We start from the raw sequence: 23400 nt of genomic DNA on the forward strand, positions 1-23400 counted from the left end.
CGGAGGGCGCCAGGTCGTCTTGCGAGGCGGGGACGAACCTGGGTGGGGCCGCTAGCTCAGTTCGCGCAGAAAGCGGATCGTCGCCGCCTCCTGCAGCACGGCCTGGTTCTCCCGCAGGTAGTCCCGCGGCGGCTCGGTCGCCACCAGTCCCTTGAGGAAGGCCACCGGCACCGCCCAGTCGTTCGCCATCTGCTCCAGCTCGACCGTCGAGGGCATCAAGTCCGGCGAGTCCTGCATCCGCTCGGCCCAAATCACGAGGTTCTCGTCCGAGCGCCGGGTCTGCTCCCATTCCTCGCGGGCCTGCTCCAGCGGCAGCTCCGGGTCGCCGATCCACACCAGCTGTGCCATCACGACCTCCTCCGCGATCCGCCGGGCCGTCACCAGGCGGGCGACCTCCTGCAAGTAATTCTGCGCCGAAGAGCGCGTCCCAGCCAGCATTGCCGTCAGGTCCGACACTTGCGCCTGCACTTCCAGGCCCAGGTTCGTGAAGAACTCCTCCGGATTCTCCAGCGTCTTCAGCCGGCTCGGGGCCGTCCTCTCCCAATGGGCTCGGGCTGCTGCCGCGTACTTGTTCATCGGCGTGTTCCTCCCCGGTCGCCTCGTCCGGCATCTCGGATACGAGTGCGGCGGCCAGCGACTCGTCGGCGGTCTGCTCGTCCAGCCCCCACAGGTCGAACGCGAGCTGACCCGGATGCGGGTCGCGGTTGCGGCGCGCGGCCATCAGGTCGCCTCCGCGTCAGGAGTGCGCGGCGAGACTCGCATGGATGCTCCCGTGATCGGACGCCGATGCTCAGGAGCGGATCTCGCCCGTGTCCGGGTCGAGATTCCGGTAGAACTCGTCCTCGGCTGCCCGACGGCGGGCAACGTCGTCGAGGACGTGCTGCACGAAGTCCGCGTCCCGGTCGGTGATCGGGGTTTCCTCGACAGGCTCGCCAGGCTCTTCGCCGGGCCACACGGTCTGCCGGGTCGGGCGGTCACGGTCCAGGCGGGTACCGCACGCGGCGACCCACTCGCGCAGCCGGTGCCGCGCGTCAGCGAAGTCCCGGTGCCACCCGAGCGGGGCCGACCCGTTCTGTTCGGGGTCGTAGGCGCCCAGCCAGTGCAGATGCAGCGCGCTCAGTTCCCAGACGAGCTCGGGGTGCCGGTGCCACAGCGGCGGGATCACGGCGGCGGGCAGCCCGTAGGTGCGGCGCAGCCAGTTCACCCAGGCGTTGAGCTCCAGCCACTCGGTCTCGGCCTCGTCGGCGGTCACGATGTTCCAGTTCACCGGATGCGGCGGCTCCGGCAGCAGTTCCGGCCCGGCATCGGAAGCGGGCTCGTGCAGGGTCTCGTCCTTGGTGCTCATCGGAGAGCCGCCGTTCAGAGGGCGACCGCAGTGGACTCGGCGGCCGCGCGCTGCGGTGCGTCCGAGATCGGCGCCGGCTTGCGGCGCGGGCGCGGTGTGGTGCGCTCGGCGGTGTCCGCCTCGACCGCCTGCCCGGCGCGCCGGCTGCGGTCGACGCTGTAGCGCGTGCGCAGGCTGTCGTGGCCGATCGCGGTCGCGATGAACTCCTCGTCGCGGATCGTCTTCCCGTCGCGCTCGTAGATGAAGGGGTGGACGCGCCCGCTGGCGACGAAGCTGTCGTCCTTCGCCAGGAGGGCGTGGGCGCGCTTGGCGGCAGCGCGGAACAGGACGAGGTGGTGGAACGTCGGCTCGAGGTCGGTCATGGTGCCGTCCGGTTCCTCGCGCTGATGCCGCACGCCGACCCTGGCGTAGAACCGGGCCTGCCCCTTGGAGGTGGTGGTCAGCTGCGGCTCGGTCGCGATGAACCCGGTCAGCGACTGCTGGGTCTGGATGCTCACGTAGTGCTCCTTGCCTGTCGTGACAGCCGCCAGATACGGCCGTTCCCGTCAGGCAGGTGCGCGTCCGCTGCCAGTCAGGCGGGACGCCGCAGCAGCGCCTCGATCTCGGCGCGGTCGGCTTTCAGCGTCGCGGCGTCCTCGCGGCTGGTCCACGCGCGCAGATCGGTGACGATCGGCGGGGCCGCGCGCAGCAGCGTGATCCCGGTGCCGAACGGCAGGGTTCGGATCGTCTCGGGCGGCATCACCGCCACCCGACGCACCGACCGCTGCGACGACCGCGAGCCGCGGTCGCCGAACGTGTCCGAGTGGGTGGTCTCGTCCCGCTCCCCGATGAGGGTCGAGAGGTCTTGCAGGTCGCGTGAACCGGACGCGCCACCGAGGACGATCTTGACGATGGAGGCGTCCCAGATCGCTGCGGCGGCGTTCTCACCCCACTTCTCCCGCGCCTGGGCGAGGGACTGCAGCACGGGCATGGTCGTGATCCCCGTGCCGCCACCCTCGGCCATCAGCGTGGGCAGGCTCGGCAGGGGTGCGAGGTTGCCGATCTCGTCCAACGCGAGCAGCAGCGGCGGGTCCAGGCGTGCGCCCGGCGAGACGGCTGCGAGGTGTCGTGCGGTCTCCACGAGGTCTTCCACGAAGGCGGAGACCAGCGCCGAGGAGCCGCCGGCGCCGGCCGAAGTCGCCAGCAGGTAGAGCGTCCCGCGCTGTGTGAGGAACGCGGCGGGGTCGAAGTCTTCACCGGGGCGCGGGGTGACCGCTTCCAGCACGCGCGGGTCGGCCAGGCAGCTCAGGGCGAGGGACACACCCTGCCAGATCGAGTCGCGGGTGCGGGGGTCGGCGTGGATCATCGCCTCCAGCGACTCGGCCCAGCCAGTCGCCGCCAGCGGGTGGGCGGTGAGGATCGCGACGGCCTCGGCGGCAGCCGTCGGGTCCAGGGTCCAGCGGAACAGTTCGGCGGCGCCACGCCCGTCGAGGGCCGCGGCGTGCAGCAGCGCTTGCAGCGCGGTACGGGTCTTGCCCTCCCAGAATCCGCCGCCCTCCACGCCGCCCGAGGAAAGCCCGGTCCCGGCGGCCAGGCCCGTCGCGCGGATCATCGCCGTCAGCGGCGTCTCGCAACCGCGCACCGGCGACCAGCGCAGCCCGGCCGGCACGCCTTCGGCCAGATGCTGCGGGTCGAACACCGCCACAGGGCCGCGGCGCCGGCGCGCGCGGAGCGTGGCTGTGAGGTTGTCGGGTCGGGTCGAGGTGGTCACGACCGCGCCTGGCGCGTCCAGGATGGCGTTGATCGCGACGAACATGCCTTTGCCCGCACGAGGCGGCCCGATCAGCAGCATGCTGTCCTCCACCGACGCCCAAACGTGGCGCCCGTGCGAGCGGCCTAGCAGGTAGCCGACGTCGGCCGGCTTCGGGTCCGCCGTCGACGGGCGCAGCGTGGAGGCGCGGCGCAGCAGCGCCCGACTGGAGGCGGCCTGGGCGACCTCGGCGCCGGTCGCGGTGCCCTGGATGCGGTGCGGGTCGCGGCGGGTCGCGGTCGAGTGCCGGCGCAACAGCGACCAGCCCCACCATCCTGCGACGCCGAGAACGGCGAGCAGCAGGGCCGTCACGATCCAGTAGACGACCGGGTTCAGCCCCGGTGCGCCCAGCGGACCGCCGGGATCGCCAGGGCGCAGGAGCACGCCGAGGCCGGTGTCGATGCCGCCGGCCGGCTGCGGCGCCCCGGTCAGGAACGCGGCGATCGTCCCAGCGACTCGCAGCACCCCGGCAAATCCGGCGACGGCGATCAGCAGGCCGATGCCGAAGTTCGCGAGCAGGTCTTCGGGGCCGCGGCCCGTCGTCGTGCTCACTGGCGGTCCCGGTCGGGATGGTGGACGGACAGGGTGCCGGAGATACGGCCCAGCAGCAGCACCTCGCGAGTCGGTGCCAGCTCGAGCAAATGCCGTTGCAGCAGGGCGCGTCCGTGCCCGGTCGGGCTGGCGTCGGAATGGGCGACGATGACGGCCAGGGCGACGTCCTCGCCAGGCACGAACCCGTCCGCGCTCACCTCGATCAGCGCAGGGACCGCAGCCGCCGGAACCGACGCCTGCTGGGGGAAGGCAGGCTCGGGAGGGGCGAAGCGGCTCCGACGGCGCGGTGGCGTGAGGATGTCGGTGAAGGTCGAGCCGTCCGCCTCACGCACCTCGACGCGGATCGGGCCGTTCAGGGCGGCGGTGAGATGATCGGCGAGCGCCCCGAAGGTGTCGCGTCGCAGCGGGAGCAGCTCCTCCGGTGGGGTGAACGGGGCGCCGTCGACCGAGACGGACAGGGCGCCGTCGGGTGCGACGTCGACTCGGACGTGCGGGACGTGGATAATCGGCTGGGCGGCCGCGGCTGGCTCGTCGGGCCTGTCGGCCGGGTCGCTGCCGCGCCGGTAGCGGGGCTTCACACCACGCCCCCGGTCATGCGGGTGGCCGTGTTGAACAGGTCGAGCTCGGCCGGGTGCAGCTGATGCTGCGTGACGTAGGAGTGATCCTTGACACGCCACAGCCCTTGCCCGGTTCCCAGCGTGGGCAGCAGCTTCTGCTCGGTGCCGGTCAGCCCGAGGATCTCGCCGGTGACGCCGAGTTGGTCGCTCTCCTGGCGGTAGATGATCCGGGTCTCGGCGTTCGCCAGCAGCGATGACGCCAGGGCGCGCATCGCCGAGCCGCTGTCGCCCACGTTGTCCAGGTCGGTGAGCTTGTGGAACACGAGCGCGTTCGCGATGCCGTAGTGGCGCGCGAGCCGCCATTGCGCGTCCATACGGCGCAGCAGCGGCGCATGGGACATGAGCCGCCACGCCTCGTCGTAGATCACCCACCGCTGCCCGCCGTTCGGGTCCAGCAGCGCCGCCTCCATCCACGCCGAGGAACAGGTCATCAGGACACTGATGAGAGTGCTGTTCTCCGCGACGCGAGACAGATCGAGGCTGACCATCGGCAGCGAGGGATCGAAGCTGACCGTCGAGGGACCGTCGAACAACCCGGCCAAGTCACCGGCGACCAGCCGGCGTAGCGCATGCCCGGCGAGACGGCCGTCCTCGGCGAGACGACCGTCCGGGTCGTCGGCGGCGGCCGGGCTGAGGATGCGGTCCACGACCATCGGCAGGATCGGCACCTGCGCCGAGCGCACCGCGTCGGCCAGGGCGATGTCGATCGCGGTGTGCTCCAGCGGGGTCAGTCGCCGGTCCAGCACCGTCTCCGTCAGCGCACCGATCAGGTCACGGCGGCGGGCGGCGACCTGGGTCGCCCATTCGCTGTCGGACACGTCCGAGGGCCGGTGACCCTCGTCGAGCGGATTGAGCCGGTTGCGCAGCCCGTGCCCGAGCACGATCGCTTTGCCGCCGACGGCCTCGGCGACCGCCGTGTGCTCCCCTTTGGGGTCGCCCGGCACATACACGCGACGTCCGAACGCGATCGACCTCGTGTAGAGGGACTTCACGAGGGAGGACTTCCCGGAGCCGACGATGCCGGCCACGACGATGTTCGGGGCGGTGATGACGCCGCGCGCGTACAAGACCCACGGGTCGTAGACGAAGCTGCCGCCGGAGTAGAGATCCTGCCCGACGAAGACCCCGGCAGAGCCGAGCCCGCCTTCGGCGAGGAACGGGTATGCCCCGGCGAGGGTCGCCGAGGTGTCCTGATGGCGCGGCAACCGCAGCCGGCCGGGCGTGCGCAGCGCCGCCGGTCCGGCCTCCCCGGCAGGCGGGAGGTAGGTGGTGCGTCGGCGTTCGGCACGCTCGTCCTGCCACCGTTGCTGCGCCTGCAGCTTGCGGGCGCGCTGCTGCTCGGCGATCAGCTCCGCCGCGACCCGCGCACGGGCCTTGCGGTGCTTGCGGCGCTCGTTCTGCGGCGAGACGAGCACACTGGTGTGCAGGCGGCCGTCGTCCGGGCCGCTCACAGCGCGAGGCCCTGACCGGGCCGGGTGCTCGCCGAGGCGGCGCCGAACAAGCGCGGGTCAGCGGGCCGCGTCCGACCGGCCGGCACGACCGGGGCTGGCTCAGCGAGCGCCGGGTCCGACGGGGCGTCGTGCGCCCGCAGCAGGCTCACGTGCCCGAGGGTCGGGTTGTAGGTCAGCGTGTACTCGGCGACCGCGACCGTGCGGTCGAGCGCCCCGACCGGCGGGGTGTCGTACACATAGCCATTGACCTGGGCGGCGTCGGTCGTCTCCTGCCCGTAGTCCCACTGGGCCAGGTGCGCGACGGCCGCGTCGGGGCCATCGCGGTCGATGAGGGTCAGCACCTCGTCGGCCTCCTCGCCCTGGAGGAACACGACGCTCACCCACCGCGGCGTCGCCTCGGGGGCGCGGGTCGGCCCGTCGACGTCGAGGCCGGCCAGGTCGACGCCGGCGGGCTGCCAGGCGATCCGGGAGGCGTGCTGCGAGGCCAGGTCGAGTCGCACCTGCACCTCGTCGAGCGCGTTCGCGGCGAGGCCCAGCGCATCGGCCGCGGCGAGCGCGTAGACCCGGCCGAGGAAGGGGTCGCCGTCGTCGGTGCGGGCGACCTCGTGCGCGTCGACGTGGCTGCGGGCGAGCTGGTCGAGTACCTGCCGCAGCGACCGGGTGCCGGCGATCAGCTCGCCGAGGACCGGGTAGGTGCTGGTCGGCGGCATGTCGCGTGTGGCATGGGCGAGGCCGCGCAGCGCGGCGGCGCTCTCCGCGGCGTCCGCGAGCGGGTCGGTCAGAGTCGGCATGGCGTTGTCCTCCGATGGATGGGCTGTCGGAGGACAGGTGCGCGGGGCCGGTCAGACGGTGCGGCACAGCGGCAGCGCGGCGGCGGCGAACGCGGCCGCCTGCTGCCCGACCAGGCGGCGCGTCTCGCACGACGCCTGGATCGCGGCCTGCTCGAGGGCAGACACCGCGCCCTCCAGCTCGTCGAGCGTCGGCGCGGACACGGCGATCAAGCCCGTGTAGCGCAGGATGCCGTGGCCGCTGGTCAGGTCCGCTTCCTGCTGGAGGACGTCCTCGAACTCGGCGGACTGCTGGGCATCCTCGATCTGACCGATCCGCTGACGCTGGTGCGCGTCGCTGATGTACTCGGTCTTCTTCTTGCGGATGTCGCGGGCGGCCTGATCGGAGCGGATTGGAGTGGCGATCAGCGAGAACGCACGCCGCACGCCCGAGGACAGCAGGATCGGCGCGAGGAACCCCGGATACACCAGCGACCGGGGCCACTCGGTGATCCACAGCACCGCGTGGAAGGCAGAGTCCGAGTGTAGGTGCTGCCAGCTCTCGGTGAGCGTCACGGGGCCGGCGGTGGCGAGGTTGCGGCCAAGGTCGCGGTGCCGTTCCAGGGTCGCCGCGACAGCGGGGTCATACGCCGAACGCAGCATCACGGCGACCTCGCCGGGGCCGGCCCACTCCGACGGGGTCAGGTCCGCGGCGCGCAGCGCAGCGGACAGGGTGGTCATCTCCTGGCGCAGCACGGCGGCGGCGCCCTTCATCCCGCCGCCGGCGGTGCGGATCGCACGGGCCGCGGCGCGCATGTCGAGCGCGACCGAGAGGGTCGTGGCGTGCCGCTCTCCAGCGGGGCCGGCGCGGTCGATGAGCTCGGCGTAGACGGTCGAGGTCCAGGAGCCGTCGGCGCGGCCGTGCTCTGACCACCACTCGGCCAGGCCGCTGCCGGAGTCCGGAAGCGTGCGCTCCAGCACCTGCACGCGGGCGAGTCGCCCGGAGCGGCAGCAGGTCGCCAGCACCCGGCCCCAGCCGGAGACGCGGCGCTCCTGCTCGCTGGGGTCCAGCAGCACGAACGCGGGATGCGTGACGGTCAGCACCGCGGTGAGGGTCTGGCCGTGCGGGTCGTGGATCATCGCGGCGTCGGTCACCGGGTCGAGATATTCGCGCAGCGCCGCGGCGTCGCCAGGCAGCGCGAGCGTGCCAGCCGGGCGCGGCTTGACGATCCGGGCGCGGAACAGCAGCTGCCCGCCCGTGACGCGCCAGACCCAGCGCAGCGCGATCGGCACCCATTCGATGAGCTTCCGGCCCCCGGCCGGCACCCAGGCCAGCACGGCACTGAGCAGGCAGATCGGGGCGGCGTAGGCCAGCAGCATGCCGCCGCCCATGTAGAGGGCGACGACGATCGACAGTGCCGCGACGGCAAGGACGAGCAGTTGCGACAGCGACAGGCCCAGCAGCACGCCGCGACGGGTGAGGCGGCTGAACTTGACGGGATGCAGCTCGGGCTCGTCGCGATGACCGGCACGGGTACGGGATGCCATGACCTACTCCTTCTTCGCCGGGGGCTGCGGGCGCGCCGGCGGATCGGGGCGGCGAGGCGGAGGCGACTCCGGGGCGGCGGGCCGTGTCGGCGCGCTCGAGGCAGGCGGCCCGCTCGGTGCTGGCCGTCCGCTCGGCGCCGCGGGGGGCGGAGCGGACGACGGTGCGGTCGGTTCTGCGGCATCTGCGTGTCCGCCGGCCCAGGCGGCGACAGCGTTGCCGGCTTTCGGTCCTGCGGTCGCGGCGGCTCCGGCGACCTTCGCGCCGACGACGACCGCCGCGCCGATCGGTCCCGCGGCCGCGGCCCCGCCACCCGCAGCGGCAGCACCACCACCTGCAGCAGCGCCTCCGCCCGCGGCGGCACCCCCTCCTCCGGCGGGCGCCGCACCGCCCGCGGGCGCGGCGCCGGCCGGCGAGGCACCGCCGCCTCCGGCGGACGGTGGCGCGGTGGGCGCGGGAGGCTTGCCACCACCGGACGAAGCGTCGCCGCCGTCGAGGATCTTCTTCGGGGACGCCCCGCTGCCGCCGCCGGTGGTGACCGGGACCGGCCGGTTCATCGCCGACTTGGCTTCCTGCTCGGCGGACATCGCGTGGTACATGTCGAAGCCGACGAAGGAGATGAACTTGTAGGTCATGTACGGCGCGAAGGCTGCGACGAGCATGAGGACGACGCCGGCGATCGGGTCGCTGATCGAGGCGAGGTCGAAGTCGACCGGTTGGGAGACCTGGGCGACGGCGACGAGGAAGACGACGACGAGCACGAGCTTGGACAGGATCAGCGCGATCACGAACGTCGCCCACTTACCGAACCAGCCGCGGGTCGCATCCCACGACGCGCCGGCCAAGGCGACCGGGGCAAACACGATCGCGACCAGCAGCAGCGCCTTGCGCACGAGCAGGGAGAACCACACGATCGCGGCGGCGGAGATCGCAAGCCCTGCCAGGAAGATCGTGATGATCGCGCCGACGCCGGGGGCGGCGATGTTGATGCCGGCCAGCGCGCCGCCGAGTAGGGCGATCTTGTCGCCCATGTCTTCCATCGAGTTGCCGGTGGCTTGGACGATGCCGATGCACAGCTGGTCGGTGATCTCCAGCAGCGTCCCGGTCAGGGTGAGGACGACGAAGGAGCCGAGGACGGATTTCGCCAGTCCGAGGGCGGCACGGGGCAACGCGCCGGGGTCGCGTCGGATCAGGCCGGTGATGAGCTGGAGGCAGAAGAAGATCAGCATCACGAAGATGGCGACGCCGAACAGCAGGTTGTAGACGCCGATGTACTCGGCGCCGGTGACGTCGACGAGCGTGGTCGTGTCGAACACGGACCACACGGCCTCGAACAGCCACCCCGCGGCGGCGCCCATCGCCTGCGCGAGCCAGTCGAACGGGGCCGCGACCAGGGAGGCGACGCCTTCGCCTACCGCGTCGCAGACGGAGGAGATGACGGGGACATCGCACACGCTCATGGGCGGCGCTCCCGGTGCACGCTTCCGCGGCCGGTCATACGCTCTGGCCGACGTTCCAGAAGAAGTTGATGAGGGTGACGCTCGCGCCGCAGATGATCGCGGCGCCGCAGCTGACCAGGACGCCGACCTTGCCGCGGCTGGCGAGGTGGGGGTTGCTGCTGTTCGCGCCGAAGCCCCAGATGATAGCCGAGACGATCAGGGCCAGGACGCTCAGGATGAGGCCCACGGTCATGATCGCGCCGACGATGGTGCGCAGCTGCTCGATACCGGGCAGGCCGGTGCCGTTGGGGTCGATGTCGATCACGGTGGGACTCCTTGACGTTCGCGAGAGGATGGGTTCTCGCGAGTCAGGTGCGCGGGCCGTCCCGCCGGGGTCTCAGAGACCGGAGCCGAGGGTGATGAGCCAGTTCAGCCAGGCGACGCCGGCGCCGGCGAGCACGGCCGTGCCCAGCGCGACCAGCAGGCCGGTGCGTGCTCGTGTGGCCGTCTGGTAGTTGCCGTGCGAGGACGCCAGCGCCCAGGTAATCGCGCAGACGACGAGCATGAGCACGGCGATGACGAGCACGAACATCAGCAGGGCGCCGATGACTTGGCGCAGCTCGGTCGCGCCGCCGGTGGCACCGAAGTCGGGGAACACGTCCATCAGGCCGCCGCCGGGCTCGGCCGGCACGCGGAGGTGCTGGCGGCGTCCAGGTCGAGCGCGCCGTGCTCGGCGAGCCACGGCTCGGAGTCGACGGCGGTGCCGTTCGACCCGCCTTCGCGGATCTCGAAGTGCAAGTGGGCTCCCGTGGACTGCCCCGAGGAGCCAACGTCACCGATGTGCTGCCCGGCAGTCACGGTCTGCCCATCGGCGACGTAGATGCCGTGCTCCCACATGTGCGCGTAGGCGGAGGCGACCCGCTGGCTGCCGACGGTGTGCTCGATGACGATGAGCCCGCCGTAACCGCCGGATGGTCCGGCGTGGGTGACCACGCCGTCGGCGATCGCGAAGATCGGGGTGCCGTCCGCGGCGGCGAAGTCGGTGCCGTAGTGCATCGACCACACGCCGGTGATCGGGTGGACGCGCATCCCGAACGGGTCGGTGCGCACCCAGGTTCCGGCCGGCAGCGGGAACACGATCCTCGTGGTCTCCGGCACGACCGGGCTCGCCGAGCCTCCTCCTGCACGCGGCGGGGCGGTCAGAACGCGCAGGATGGTCTCGGCGACCGGCCGGTAGTTCTGATAGCGGTCCGGGTATGCGCTGACCTCGACCGTTTGCGCCGCCTCGCCGGGGTCCATCTGCTGCCAGTCGGGGATGTCGAGCAGCCCCCTGGGGCTCGGATAATTGGGGCCGTCGGGTCCGCCGTAGAACGCCCGCGCCTGGTAGTCGGGGTCCATCAGCTCCGCGACGGTCCCCCAGCCGGACGCGGGTCGCATCTGGAACAGTCCGAGGCTGTCGTGGTCGGCGCCGTTGCCGTCGTTCGGGAAGTCGCCGGACTCGGGATAGGCGCCGGTGTTGGCGAGCATCCGCAGCCGCGACTCGGTCAGGGCCGCCATCAGGGCGACGACGACGCCCGGCGCGCCGACGCCTCTGGTGCGCCCGCCGACCTTGATGATCGTCGCCGCATGGGTGAGCTGCGTCCGTGTCAGGGTGATCGAGGTGCCGTCCGCCGCTGTGGCGGTCAGCTCGTCGGGAATGGCTCCGACCGTCAGGGAACCGGGCAGGCACGCGGCCGCCTGCGTGGCCGGGTTGACGAGCAAGCCGACCGCCAGCAGCGCCGGGGTCGGGCCGAGGAAGACCAGCAGGGCGAGCGCGAGGGCGAGCTTCTTCACGCCGATCACCGCAGCGGGTTGTCGAGCTGGGAGAGCCGCAGCAGGCGGCACGGCCCGGTGGAGAACTCCGGCGCCGGCGGGGAGCACACGATGAACACGGTGAACGCCACGGGATGCTCGGAGGTGATCTGCTGCCCGTTCCAGACGCCGGTGCGGTGCCGGGTCGCGTCGATCGTGAACGCGGTCGTGCCGGGCAGCAGTTGGCCGGGCCGGGCCTGCGCGAGCGCGTCCGCCCACCCGTCCGGCACGCCGATGCTGTCGATGGTCAGGCTCTGCCGGGTGGCATAGCCGCGCAGCTGCGCCCACGCGGAACTCGTCGGCAGGTAGCCGGCGATATCGGAGGCGAGGCCGTTCTGCTCGCCGGTGATGGTCTCTGCGACCTCGAGCAGAACATCGGCGATATCCAGCGGCCCGTAGCCGGCGCCGGCATCCCAGGTGAACAGCGTGGCCGCGACCGAGCGGGCGAACTGCTCCGGGTTGTGCGTAAGCCGCACCGCAGGCGGCTCGTCCGAAGCCGGGGGCGCCTCGGAGGGGCGCGGCGTGGACGAGGTGCTCGGCGCCGGGGCGGGCAGGGCATCCCGGCGGGGGGCGGCCAGCAGCCCGTACACGCCGACGCCGACCAGGATCAGCAGCAGGCCGGCGGCGATCAGCGCGAGGATCAGGCGGGTGCGGCGTGGGCGAGGGTTCGGCTCCATGCTGTCCAGGTGCGCGGGGCGTCCCCGCGCCTGCTCATAGGGCGATCAGGCGGTGGGCGCGTGCCGAGCGCATCTGCTCGGCCATCTCGTTCAGCGCGTCGAGCACGGCCTCGAATGCGAGCCACTGTTCCTCGTCGAGCGCGGCGGCGAGCTCGACCGGATCGAAGTGGGACGTGAAGCCCTGCAGGTCGTCCACGGTGGCGACGAACACGCGCACCGGGTAGCGGGCCGGCTCATCCGGCCCGGCGGCCGTCAGCGTCCGGGCCGGGCGGCGCTTCGTCGCGGCGCGAACGCGGGCGAGCGTCTCGGCGGCGACGCGCTCCAGCTCGGCCGCACGGGTTGTGGCCTGCTGGCCGCGAAGCCGCGCCAGCGCGCGGGCCGCGGCGTCGCGGACCCCGCCGGGCTCGGTCTCGTCCTCGGCCAGGCGCTCCAGCTCGGCGAGGGACTGCTCGGCCTGCGCGCGCCGGTAGGCGGGGCTGACGGGTCCGCCCTGGCCAATCGCGTCCAAGCCTGCCTGCGCGCGTTCGCGCACGGACGCCGGCTGCGCGGCGTCGGCGGCGAGCTCCTCCAGCCGGCCGATCTGCTCCAGCTTCGTGTATCCCTTCTTGCCAGTGACGATCAGCGCCGCCTGCTCGCGGGTGTCACCGGCTTCGATCTGCGGTGCCGCCGAATCGGCGGCACCTTCTGACCTGGGGTTTCTTCCTTCGGCGGTAAATCTGGTGGCCTCCTGGCGGCGGGCGGCGTCCGCAGCGAGCTCGGCGCGCAGCTCCCGGTACAGGGATGCCTTCTCCAGGTCGGTGTAGTCCAGGCGCAGCTGGTTCTCGTCTTGCTCGGCGAGCAGCAGGGAGAGCTTGTCGGAGATCCCGGTGCGCACCCACACGTTCACGGTCTTCAGCCCGAGGTGCTGCGCGGCCAGGAGGCGGCGACCACCGCAGATCAGCAGCCCGTCGGGAGCGATCGTCAGCGGATGCAGGAACCCCTGACGACGGATCGACTCCGCCAGCTCCGAGATGTTGCCCTGCTCCCGCCGGTGCCGATAGCCCATGCGGATCGCATCGAGAGACCACTCCAACTCGATGTGCCCCGCGGTCGGGTCGCTCTCGCTCATGACAGCTCGCCGCCGCGCACGGTGATCGGGTTGGCGAGGATGATCGTCAGCGCCAGGTCGTCATCGGCGGCGATCTCGGCGACCGGATACCCGCGGGTCAGCCGCAGCAGCACCCCACGGCCGATGTTGGTCGCCGCCAGCGTCGGGTCCGGGCTGCCGAGCACGACCCGCAGCAGCGCCGTCCACGACACACGCGGCATGTCCAGCAGGGCACGGGCATGCTTGTCGCGTCGCAGCGACTCGTAGGCGGCCCGCCGCGATCCGGTCTCGATCAGCCGTCCACTGATGTACTCGATCGCGACGCGGGTGACATCCTCGGGCCAGTCCAGCGCGACGAACAGCGCGATGGTCTCCTCGAGGGCGCGGCGCGCCTGCTCGGAGCGGTCGTCGCTCTCGTCCTCCGTGTCCTCGGGCGCCTCGACGCGGAACGCCGGGTGGTACTCGGTGATCGAAGTCTCCCGGTCGGAGAAGCGCTCGGCCTCGTGGAAGCCGGAGTATTCAGCGCGGCGCGCCTGATGGGTGGAGCACAGCATCCCGGCGGCCTGCTCGTCGGCCTTCAGGGTGATGTCCACCGCGCGGGTGACGACCGCCCAGGGGTCGTCGGCGCCGCGCACCGAGGACGAGCGCATCGCGTCGAACGCGGCCGGGGCGGCGTCCTCGGGCTCCTGCCGGTGCTTGCGGGCCAGGCCCGCGTACTTGCGGATCGTGTACTGCATCAGCGCTGCCGCATCCGGGTCGGTTCGCCAGGCACCAGGGCCGGCGTCGTGCAGGCGGACGAGCAGAACGCGAAGTCCCTCGCTCGTGGCGAACGCGGGCAGAGTGGATTGCAGCATGATCGGGCACCTCCTGTGTGACAGGGAGGTGCGCGGGCGCTCCCCAGCTGCCGGCCGGACGCTGGGGTAGGTGCGCATGCTGGGCTCCGGCCTACTTCAGCCCGAGGGGTTCGAGCGAGGTCTGCGCGGCCGGGGTGTTCACACCGAACGCGGTCACCGGGGCGAGCCGGTGCGAGCGGCGTGCGATCCCGCGACGGGACACCGCGACCGCGTTGAACGGCAGGTGCCGGGTGCGGCGGGCCAGCTCCGCCTGGAAGTCGATGCCCCGCCCCGATGCGCGCCCGCTCAGGCTGACGAACAGGTCGGTCGGACGCACCCACGCCACCGTGCGGCGGCCCGACGTCGCGGCCGACGACGTGCTTGCTGTGGCCTTGCGGGACGGGTCGCCATGCACCGCGAGCTCGGAGACCTCCGGCTCTGGCCGCTCGGCGGGCGGGCGAACCGGCTGCGGGCCGGCCTCGCGCGGGTCATCGTGGGACAGCTGCCCGTCGTGGATCGCGTCGCTCATGAGGGCGTTCCTTCCGTGTCGGCGGTCGTGGTGATCGCTATCGGAGACGTGCGCGCCCCGAGCCACCGGCCCACGGTCGAGGGATGCACGCCGACGTGCCGGGCGATCCGCTTGTTCGACCATCCCTCGTCGCGCAGCACCACGGCGAGCCCCCGCCCGGACACCTCCGGCTCCGGCGCTTCGTCCGACTCCACGCTGAAGTGCGGCATGGGGGCCGGCCCGGGAACCGGCGGAACGGGCGGGCGGGCGCGGGTCAGGACAACGGTGAGATGGGTGATCGCCAGCAGCACCAGCGGCGGCACGGCGGCGACCGAGGCGGCGAGCACCGCCGGCACGTCCGCGTCGGCAGCGACGATCGCGTGGATCGCGTTCGCGGTGACGGACACGAGGGCGCCGGCCATCAGCAGCAGCCACGGATACCAGGCCGTGCGCTGCCCGGCGAGTGCGACGACCGCGACCGTGGCGACGACGATGATGCCGTCCACGATGAGGGGCCAAGCCCATGCCTGCGCGTCGTCGATCCCGGAGCGTCGCGCCAGATCCGCCAGCGCGGTGAAGGACAGCCAGAACGCGCCGATCGCGATGAACACGGTTCCCGCGATGGCGGTGCCGACGACGAATCGCCGCACCTGGGGCTGACCGTTCACAAGGCCGCCCGGATCGGGGGCTGCGAAGCTGCCGCCGACGATGCCCCGGCGAGCGCAGGCCGGGCCGGTGCGTGCGGCAGCGCGGTCCGGTACGCGGATCGGATCGTCGTGGTGATCTCCGGCACCGGCAGGCCAGCGCGTTCGGCGGCCGGGCCGAGGACGGCGTGCGCGTCGGAGGGCGAGACGCCGGCCTCGGCGGCGCGGCACGCGGCCCAGAACAGGGCACGGTTGCGCTCGCCTTCGCCGCGCGCGGCGACCCACCGAGCCAACCGCTCGGGGTCCAGGTCGACGACACGATCCCGCGGCCCCGTCCAAGGCGCCGGTGCTGGGCGCGGGTCCAGCAGCTCGCGCAGGGCCGTCGCGTCTACCAGGAGCGCGTGGGAGCTCGCGGTGGCGATCACGCAGTAGGAGCGCTCCCCGTTGGGGCCGATCACCGTCGAGGGCGGCACGACGATGTAGCCGCCGTCGCCTCGGAAGTCGACGTGCGCGGCCGGTGCCTGCCAGGAGCGGTGCGGGGCGCTTGGGGTCGCCGAGTAGTAGGCGTGCAGTCCGCCGGACGGGGAGCGCACGAGCGCGGCCCATCCGTCGATCAGACCGGCGCGCTGCGCTCGACCGAATGCAGCGTACCCGGTCCCGGCCGGGTGGACGTCGACGTCGACCACCTCGAAGCCGGAGACTGCGCCGGTCGGGACACCGATGTTCGCGGTCGGCCATCGCCGCCACCATGCGGACACCTGGCGCGGCTCGGCGCTGGCGTCGCGGAATCCGTGCTCGGTGCGTGGCTCTTTGCCCCGGTGCCGGCACGGGAAGACGGGAACGCCAGCCTCGGCGAGCGTCCGTGCCGCATCCGGCAGCGGCATCACGGCAACGGCGCGCAACACGGTGCCGATATCCATCGCCGGCCTCCTCCCTGCGCCCCCGATCCGAGGCTCGCTTCATGGCTTGCGACCATGAGGTGCGCGAGGTTCACCACGCCGCAGGCAGACGGACGATCGGCAGGTGCGCCAATCAGGTCCAGCGGTGAACCTGACGTATCAGCCCGGCCTACCGGGAGGGCGCAGACGTCGTCTAGGAAGAGCGCCAAATGTGAGCGTCGCGGCGCGAATCACGCGACACCGCACGAGTCACAGGCTCGAGCACCGGATCAAGGGCGCACACGCGACGGCACAGCTCGCACGGCATCGCGCCGGTGCACGGAGGGTGCGGATGCCGACGGTACTGCGTGGGGGTGATTCCGAAGCGCTTGCGGAACCATACTGCCGCAACCCGCGCGTCTTTCCATCCGACTTGCCGGGATGCGTCCGAGACGGGTAGATCGGTCTCCTCAATGAGCCGCGTAAACTCCGTCAGCCGAGCCTCGATAAGGAACCGCATTGGGGCGACCCCCACCTGACGAGTGAACACACGAGTGAGGTGGGCTCGCGAGACCGCGATCTCGGACGACAGCTGGCTCACGGTCCACGGCTCGGCCATGCGAGAACGGAGAAGTTCGATCGATCGACGCACCGACCTTGAAAGCACCGGCTGCGCTAACCGTCCCCGCACCGGAAACGCGAATCTATCCGACTCGCCGCTGTTATCTACGAGCATGTTGGCAAGAGCGATTTCGACAGCACTCGAGAACAAGGCGATCAACCGCGTGGTCGCGACTTCCGGCGGGGCGGTTTCGTTCACGAAGCTCATCCGGCGCCAGAGCGGTTCGATGCGGTGCAAGATCTCGAGACCAGGGTGAATAAGGACTGCGGAGCCGTCCCAGTCATCAGGATCCACACCTGAGCGAGCACGGCTGGCGGCGGCGAGCACCCATCGCATGTGGGAACGAAGAAAGAACTCGTCGACATAAAGTATCCATACCCGCGCCAATGGAGCCGGACGTATGGAGTACCACCTGCCACTGCCAAGAAACATCGCTGAGCCCTGCGTTAGTTTCAGGGAACCCGTCGCGGTCTCCACGAATGCGGCTCCCTCCAGGACATGAAAAATTTCCGCGTTCCCAAACACCACACGGCACGTACGTCCGGTACGAACGCTCTCAGCCGCCGATACAAGCGGTCGCATCAGTCGCGCCCCCACTGGGCCGCCCCTGGGATCAGGTCTCTTGACCAAAGCCGACGAGGGATACGATCCGGGAGACACGTTTGCCGGGCGCCGCCTGACTCCGAGGCGAAAGACCGAGTGGATGCGGGCAATCGCATAACTGGCGCACCATCACCCTCGCGGACTTTGATCGGGCCGAGTTGAGCAAGAACTGGACCGGGAACTTCGACGCGGTCGACGCGAATACTGCACCCCGGCATCAATTTCCCCACACCTGTAGCTATCGCCTTGAGGATGCAGCAGGGTAGCGAACGAACCAGACTCGATCTGAGAGCGCCAACTCCCTAACGGATTGTCCGCACGGAGCCATCGGCATTAGAGGGTGGCCGCTCGCACGATGACGACGTGTTTACCGGGTCGGCCTCCCGCTTCTGAAGCACGGTGAGCGTCGGCGAGGTTCTCGAGGTCGAAGGAGCCTGAAATGAGTGCGCGCAGTGGGATGGATGTGACGTAGCTTGCGTAGTCGTCGAGGAGGGTCCGATCCGGGTTTCCACTGAACGTGCGGATGCGGCGTCGTCCATGGATCGTTGAGACCGCGATCGCGATGAGCCCCGTAACAATCGGAGCGAAGCTGATGGTGACCATACGTCCGTGGGGCGTGAGTCGTTGTCGGTAGCGGGCCATCTGCGAGCCGACAGTATCGAAGATCACGTCAAACTCCCCGAGGTCCTCGGGCCGGACGGATCGATAATCGAGGGCTTCGTGGGCGCCCAGGCGTCGAGCTTCCGCGATGCTGGCTTCGCTCACCAGTGCGGTGACGGAGGCGCCCATCGCCCGTCCGAGCTGGACGGCAATGTAGCCGACACCTCCCGTGCCACCGCGGACGAGGAGGCGTTCGCCGCTTTGGAGACGAGCCTTGTCCCGAAGGGCGGTGAGCGCGGTGGTTCCTCCGATGAGAGCGACCGCTTCATCATCTGTCAGGCCGACGGGTGTGGGCGAAACGAATCGGGCATCGACGACGACATATTCCGCCGCAGCAGCGAGCGACGGCTGGCGGATGATCGTCGACCGGTCTAGGACGCCCCATACTCGTTGGCCAGTGCTGAGTCCCTCGACGCCGTTGCCGACTGTTGCGATCTCGCCGGAGAAGTCCATCCCTAGACCTTTGGGGAACCGCTTGCCGGAGAGAAGACGGAGCTTCCCGGCACGCAACGCGACCTCTGCGCCTGTGATGCTAGTGGCACCGACTCGCACCAGCACCTCGCCTGTCCCGGGAGAGGGCACGGGAACGTGACGTATCTCGATGACGTCAGCGGACCCGTAGGCCGAATACTGAGCGGCGCGCATCGAGAGACTCATCGACGCCGGCCCGGGGGAGAAGTGAGAGTGCCATCTACCATTTCTCTAGCGTATCGTGAAATGAGACTCTGCACTCTACTTTCTTGGGACTCATGACATCGAGCGAGACCGTGACAGTCCGAAAGGACGCCGAGCGGAACCGGCAACGACTGCTCGCAGCGGCCCGGGTCATATTTGCAGCCCGCGGGCTGGACGCGTCAATGAGCGATATTGCTCGCGAGGCCGGACTGGGTACCGGGACCGCATACCGGCACTTTCGGAGCAAGCAGGACCTTCTCGAGGCCACGTTCCGCGAGGCAACCCGTTCTTTCTTCACGCAGCTCGAACTGACGCTGCAGATCCAGGACCCTTGGAGCGCTCTGGTGGGCTTCATGGAGATGACGGGTGAAATCCAGTCTCGCGACCGCAGCCTTCACCAGATCTTCAAGGGGGACTCGGGGGTTGCGCAGTACTTCGAGTGGAACAGGCTCGCCACAGTGCTCACCGAGCTGCTCTCTCGCGCCACGAAGGCCGGACGGGTTCGACCTGATGTCCACCCGAGCGATGTCATCGCATTGTTCGCCACGCTGGGAACGACCTACGAGCTGAGTGCCTCTGTCGGCAGCGAGATCTGGCGACGCCATGTGGACTTGTTCCTCCGCGGCATCCAGCCAGATAGCCCCACTTCAGGATTCCCCGCACCGGAGGGTGTGCCCACGAAAACGCTCACAGCCTCCCTCGCACGGCAGGACCGACCACGGCTGGGACCACCGCGTTCGCTGTGATCAAAGTACGACTTCGCCTGGCGGCTCCGGTGCGGGAACGAGTGACGAGTAGTCCAGTGACCTCAAAGGACTCTTAGTCCGTGCCACGCAACCCGAGGCGTCGACTCTTGGGCTACGACACCGGGGCCTCAACCACGTCACTGCCGAGGACGTCCTGGGATGTTGGCATGCCATTCCGTCCGCTACGGACTCGTCACGCTGAAATAGGTCATCCACCAGCCGCACGAGTTTCATCACGAAGGCTACGAAGCAGCACCGCGACCGGCACCGCGCCAGCGGCCGAACCGTTCGAACCGGCCAGATTCTTCACCCTCGCTTTCGTCTCCCACAGACACCTTCATGTTCCACCACAGACACCTTCATGTTCCACCACAGACACCTTCATGTTCCACCACGCCTCTTGCAGACGAGGTTCGGACCGGGCGCGGGCGCCGGGTCCGACGGCGGTGGTCGCGTTCGCACCTGACTGGCATGACGGTCTCGATGCGGGTGATGAGCGCGGGCGAGGGTTACAAGTACCTGCTCAAGACGGTCGCTGCAGGCGACGGGAACCGTGCCTTGTCGACCCCGCTGACGCGGTATTATCTCGAGGAGGGAACCCCGCCCGGTCGTTGGGTGGGCAGCGGCGTGGCGGCGCTCGGCGGCGGAAGGATCGACTCCGGGGATCAGGCCTCCGAGGCTCAGCTCCAGCTGCTCGTCGGCATGGGCCGTGATCCGGTCACGGGCGATCCGCTCGGCCGCGCCTACCAGGACTTCTCGACTGCTGCCGTTCGCGTCGAGGCGCGGATCGCTGCGCTGGACCCGAGCCTGGGTGTGGTCGCTCGGGCGGGGGCGATCGCGCAGATCGAGGTCGAGGAAGCCGTGCGCGGGACGCGGCGCGCGGTTGCCGGGTTCGACTTCACGTTCTCGATCCCGAAGGCTGCATCGGTCGTGTGGGCGGTTGCGGACGCCGGCACGCAGGCAATCATCGCCGACGCACACCATGCAGCCGTTGCGGAGGTGGTTGCGTTCATGGAGCGGGAGATTGCGGCCACGCGCGTCGGTGCAACCGGACGCGACGGCGCTGTTGCACAGGTCGGGGTCGGTGGACTCATCGCAACCGCGTTCGATCACTACGACAGCAGGGCCGGCGATCCCCACTTGCACACGCACGTCGTCATCTCAAACAAGGTGCAGACGTTGCTCGACAGCAAGTGGCGGTCGCTGGATGGCCGGCCGCTGCACGCGGCGGTCGTCGCCCTGTCGGAGCTGCACAAGGCGGTGTTCGCCGACCACCTCACCCGCGTCCTTGGCGTTGAGTGGGAGGCGCGGTCTCGTGGCCGAGATCGGAACCCGGCATGGGCGATCACGACCGTCCCGGAGTCGCTGATTGCCCTGTTCTCCAGCCGGTCACGGCACATCGACGAGGAAGCCGACCGGCTGATCGAGCGGTACATCGGCGAGCACGGGCGGCGCCCGTCGCCGGCGACGATCGTGAAGCTGCGCGCGCAGGCGACGTTGACGACGAGACCGGAAAAGCAGGTGCAGTCGCTCGCGGCGCTGACGGCGCAATGGCGTCAGCGCGCGAGCACGACCCTGGGCGAGGACGCGACCGAGTGGGCGCGTCGGGTCACCGAAGCCTCGTCGCCGCCGCTGTTGCGCGCCGATGACATTCCCCTGGACGTGATCCGCGAGTTCGGGCAGAGCGTGGTCGAGGTCGTGGGCGAGAAGCGGGCGACGTGGCGACGGTGGAACCTCTACGCGGAGGCCGCGCGGCAGACGATGGGCTGGCGGTTCGCCAGCACGACAGATCGCGAGGCGATCGTCGGCATGGTTGCCGATGCCGCCGAGGCGGGGTCGCTGCGGCTGACCCCGCCGGAGCTGGCGAGCAGCCCGGCGATCTTCCGGCGCTCGGACGGGACGAGCGTGTTCCGGCCGAAGCACGCCACGGTCTACTCCTCCGCGCAGTTGCTCGCGGCCGAGGATCGGCTGATCGAGCGGTCCCGGATGCTGACCGCGCCCACGCTCGACTTGACCCAGCTCGAGCGCGTCACCCGCAAGCCCGACCGTCGTGGTCACGTGCTCGGCGACGACCAGGCCGGCGCCTTGGCGACGGTCGCGGTCTCCGGTCGCGTCCTCGACGTGCTGGTCGGCCCGGCCGGCGCCGGGAAGACGACAGCGATGAGCGCCCTGCGGCGGGCTTGGGAGATCCAGCACGGGCACGGGTCGGTGGTGGGCCTTGCCCCGTCCGCCGCGGCGGCGCAGGTGCTTGCCGGCGACCTCGGGATCGTCACCGAGAACACGGCGAAGTGGTGGCAGGACCACCTCGTGCATGGCACGACGTTCGCCGCCGGGCAACTGGTCATCATCGACGAGGCATCCCTCGCCGGAACGCTCACCCTGGATCGGATCACCGCGCTCGTGGCACAGGCCGGCGCGAAGGCGCTGCTCGTGGGCGACTGGGCGCAGTTGCAGTCCGTCGACGCCGGCGGGGCGTTCTCGATGCTCGTCCACGACCGCGACGACGCCCCCGAGCTGGTCGACATCCACCGCTTCACGCACCGCTGGGAGAAGGCCGCATCCCTCGGGCTGCGCCACGGCGCCGCCTCCGTGATCGACGAGTACGACGCCCACGGTCGCGTCCACGACGGCGATACCGACGCCATGACAGACGCCGCCTACACGGGGTGGCGCAGCGACATGCTCGCCGGGCGCGAGTCGGTGCTGATCGCTGAGACCCACGAGTCGGTCTCCGCGCTGAACCAGCGAGCACGCGCGGACCTGATCCTCGACGGCGCCGTGACGCCGCTGCGCGGCTCGGTCCAGCTGCACGACGGCGCCCTCGCCTCACCGGGCGATGCGGTCATCTCCCGTCACAACGACCGGCGCTTGCGGGCCGGGCGCGGCTGGGTCCGCAACGGCGACCGCTGGACGATGACCTCCGTGCGCATCGATGGCTCGGTCACCGTTCGCCGCGCCGACCGCCGCCGCGGCGCGTCCCTGGTGCTGCCGGCGGGCTACGTCCGCGAACACCTCGATCTCGGCTACGCGGTCACCGCGCACCGGGCGCAAGGACTCACCACCGATACCGCGCACGCCCTGATCGAGGCGACGACTACGCGGGAGAACCTCTACGTCGCGATGACGCGCGGACGCGACGCGAACCACGCCTACGTCGCCACCGACCGACCGGACGGCGTGCATGCCGGCCCGCATCCCGGCGACAACACCGCGGCCAGCGCACGCACAGTGCTGTTCGGCGTCGTGCAGCACTCCGGCGCCGAGCTGTCCGCGCACGAGACGATCACCTCCGAGCAGGAGGCATGGTCGTCCATCCGGCAGATCGCGGCGGAGTACGACACGATCGCCACCGCCGCGCAGCAGGACCGGTGGGTCGCCCTGACCCGCGCCAGCGGCCTCAACGAGCGCGAGGCCGAGGACGCCATCGCTTCCGACTCTTTCGGTGCGCTCGCCGCCGAGCTGCGCTACGCCGAGGCCAACCATCACGACGTCGCTACCCTGCTGCCGCGGCTGGTCGCCTCCCGCAGCCTCCACGACGCCGAGGACGTCGCGGCGGTCCTGCACGCGCGCCTGTCCGCCGTGACATCCAGGCCAGCCGGCGCGGGCCGCGCCCGCCGTGCGCCGCGGCTGATCGCTGGGCTCATCCCCGAAGCGGCCGGGCCGATGGACGCGAAGATGCGGTGCGCGCTCGATGAGCGCCGACAGCTCATCGAGGACCGCGCCCAGGCGCTCGCCCGCGCCGCGGTGGCTGAGCACCGGGCCTGGGTCGGGCACCTCGGGCAGCCGCCGGCCCGGCCGGCGCCGCGCGCCCGATGGTGGCAGGCCGCCGCCACCATAGCCGCCTACCGGGATCGGTACGAGGTCACGGCGGACACTCCGCTCGGGCCGGCCCCCGACCCGGCCGCTCAACGACTCGACGCCGCACGGGCGCGCGCCGCTCTGGAGCGTGCCCGCACGCTCGCCGACACGGGCGAGCGCGACCCTTGGACGCCGCCGGACCCGCGCGCCGAGCGCACCGGACCCGGCCTGTGATCGGCGATGCGCTTCCGATGTCACACCTGTCGGCGTATCGTGGGTGTAGGCAGTTCCATTCGGCGCCGTCGCTTGTTG

At 70.9% G+C, this 23400-nt stretch carries 22 protein-coding genes; 2 read left to right on the forward strand and 20 right to left on the reverse strand.

Annotated elements, in window-relative coordinates:
- Positions 1-51: 51 nt before the first annotated feature.
- The 20 genes from ACIGEP_RS13820 to ACIGEP_RS13915 all read right to left on the reverse strand — a co-directional run bounded on the left by ACIGEP_RS13820 (position 52) and on the right by ACIGEP_RS13915 (position 18526).
- Entirely contained in the window at positions 52-576 is a 525-nt protein-coding gene (locus tag ACIGEP_RS13820; protein WP_396662211.1) for a hypothetical protein, read from the reverse strand.
- A 214-nt stretch (positions 577-790) separates the two neighbouring features.
- Positions 791-1345 carry a hypothetical protein gene (locus ACIGEP_RS13825; RefSeq protein ID WP_396662212.1) on the reverse strand — a complete coding sequence of 185 codons (555 nt, stop codon included), beginning with the start codon at positions 1343-1345 and terminating at the stop codon, positions 791-793.
- A 14-nt stretch (positions 1346-1359) separates the two neighbouring features.
- On the reverse strand, positions 1360-1842 hold the full coding sequence (locus ACIGEP_RS13830; protein WP_396662213.1) for a single-stranded DNA-binding protein: 483 nt from the start codon (positions 1840-1842) through the stop codon (positions 1360-1362).
- Positions 1843-1916: 74 nt separating this feature from the next.
- Positions 1917-3686 (reverse strand): type IV secretory system conjugative DNA transfer family protein, encoded by a 1770-nt coding sequence (locus ACIGEP_RS13835; protein ID WP_396662214.1) that lies wholly within the window; start codon positions 3684-3686, stop codon positions 1917-1919.
- The gene (locus ACIGEP_RS13840) at positions 3683-4264 is read right to left on the reverse strand and encodes a hypothetical protein (protein ID WP_396662215.1); all 582 of its coding nucleotides are present in this window, start codon (positions 4262-4264) and stop codon (positions 3683-3685) included. The genes ACIGEP_RS13835 and ACIGEP_RS13840 overlap by 4 nt, the downstream gene beginning before the upstream one ends.
- Positions 4261-5754: an ATP-binding protein gene (locus ACIGEP_RS13845; protein WP_396662216.1), complete on the reverse strand. Its 1494-nt coding sequence runs from the start codon at positions 5752-5754 to the stop codon at positions 4261-4263. The genes ACIGEP_RS13840 and ACIGEP_RS13845 overlap by 4 nt, the downstream gene beginning before the upstream one ends.
- Positions 5751-6545 carry a hypothetical protein gene (locus tag ACIGEP_RS13850; RefSeq protein WP_396662217.1) on the reverse strand — a complete coding sequence of 265 codons (795 nt, stop codon included), beginning with the start codon at positions 6543-6545 and terminating at the stop codon, positions 5751-5753. The genes ACIGEP_RS13845 and ACIGEP_RS13850 overlap by 4 nt, the downstream gene beginning before the upstream one ends.
- 51 nt (positions 6546-6596) lie before the next feature.
- Positions 6597-8069: an SCO6880 family protein gene (locus tag ACIGEP_RS13855; RefSeq protein WP_396662218.1), complete on the reverse strand. Its 1473-nt coding sequence runs from the start codon at positions 8067-8069 to the stop codon at positions 6597-6599.
- Between the two features lie 3 nt (positions 8070-8072).
- Positions 8073-9527 (reverse strand): conjugal transfer protein TrbL, encoded by a 1455-nt coding sequence (locus ACIGEP_RS13860; RefSeq protein WP_396662219.1) that lies wholly within the window; start codon positions 9525-9527, stop codon positions 8073-8075.
- 34 nt (positions 9528-9561) lie between these two features.
- Positions 9562-9831: a DUF6112 family protein gene (locus ACIGEP_RS13865; protein ID WP_045249057.1), complete on the reverse strand. Its 270-nt coding sequence runs from the start codon at positions 9829-9831 to the stop codon at positions 9562-9564.
- A gap of 72 nt (positions 9832-9903) precedes the next feature.
- Entirely contained in the window at positions 9904-10170 is a 267-nt protein-coding gene (locus ACIGEP_RS13870) for a DUF6112 family protein (protein WP_396662610.1), read from the reverse strand.
- Positions 10170-11339, reverse strand: coding sequence for a M23 family metallopeptidase (locus tag ACIGEP_RS13875; protein WP_396662220.1), 1170 nt, complete (start codon positions 11337-11339; stop codon positions 10170-10172). The genes ACIGEP_RS13870 and ACIGEP_RS13875 overlap by 1 nt, the downstream gene beginning before the upstream one ends.
- A 5-nt stretch (positions 11340-11344) precedes the next feature.
- Complete coding sequence (locus ACIGEP_RS13880) at positions 11345-12034, reverse strand: hypothetical protein (protein ID WP_396662221.1); 690 nt, start codon at positions 12032-12034, stop codon at positions 11345-11347.
- A 34-nt stretch (positions 12035-12068) separates the two neighbouring features.
- A complete protein-coding gene (locus ACIGEP_RS13885; protein WP_396662222.1) occupies positions 12069-13142 on the reverse strand; it encodes a ParB N-terminal domain-containing protein in 1074 nt (357 codons plus the stop codon).
- Positions 13139-13975 carry a hypothetical protein gene (locus tag ACIGEP_RS13890; protein ID WP_396662223.1) on the reverse strand — a complete coding sequence of 279 codons (837 nt, stop codon included), beginning with the start codon at positions 13973-13975 and terminating at the stop codon, positions 13139-13141. The genes ACIGEP_RS13885 and ACIGEP_RS13890 overlap by 4 nt, the downstream gene beginning before the upstream one ends.
- A gap of 91 nt (positions 13976-14066) precedes the next feature.
- Complete coding sequence (locus ACIGEP_RS13895; RefSeq protein WP_396662224.1) at positions 14067-14483, reverse strand: hypothetical protein; 417 nt, start codon at positions 14481-14483, stop codon at positions 14067-14069.
- Positions 14480-15130, reverse strand: a complete 651-nt coding sequence (locus ACIGEP_RS13900) for a DUF2637 domain-containing protein (RefSeq protein ID WP_396662225.1) — start codon at positions 15128-15130, stop codon at positions 14480-14482. The genes ACIGEP_RS13895 and ACIGEP_RS13900 overlap by 4 nt, the downstream gene beginning before the upstream one ends.
- Positions 15127-16026: a bifunctional DNA primase/polymerase gene (locus ACIGEP_RS13905; protein ID WP_396662226.1), complete on the reverse strand. Its 900-nt coding sequence runs from the start codon at positions 16024-16026 to the stop codon at positions 15127-15129. Before ACIGEP_RS13905 ends, ACIGEP_RS13900 begins: the two co-directional genes overlap by 4 nt.
- Positions 16027-16198: 172 nt before the next feature.
- Positions 16199-16603, reverse strand: a complete 405-nt coding sequence (locus ACIGEP_RS13910) for a helix-turn-helix transcriptional regulator (protein WP_396662227.1) — start codon at positions 16601-16603, stop codon at positions 16199-16201.
- A gap of 939 nt (positions 16604-17542) precedes the next feature.
- Entirely contained in the window at positions 17543-18526 is a 984-nt protein-coding gene (locus tag ACIGEP_RS13915; protein WP_396662228.1) for an NAD(P)-dependent alcohol dehydrogenase, read from the reverse strand.
- A gap of 92 nt (positions 18527-18618) precedes the next feature.
- On the opposite strand from ACIGEP_RS13915, the gene ACIGEP_RS13920 reads away from it, so the two are divergent.
- Positions 18619-19290, forward strand: coding sequence for a TetR/AcrR family transcriptional regulator (locus tag ACIGEP_RS13920; RefSeq protein WP_396662229.1), 672 nt, complete (start codon positions 18619-18621; stop codon positions 19288-19290).
- A gap of 471 nt (positions 19291-19761) precedes the next feature.
- Complete coding sequence (gene mobF, locus ACIGEP_RS13925; protein WP_396662230.1) at positions 19762-23322, forward strand: MobF family relaxase; 3561 nt, start codon at positions 19762-19764, stop codon at positions 23320-23322.
- Positions 23323-23400 lie beyond the last annotated feature (78 nt).

It is taken from the genome of Microbacterium sp. NPDC077663 (genome assembly GCF_044542795.1).
Lineage (GTDB): Bacteria > Actinomycetota > Actinomycetes > Actinomycetales > Microbacteriaceae > Microbacterium.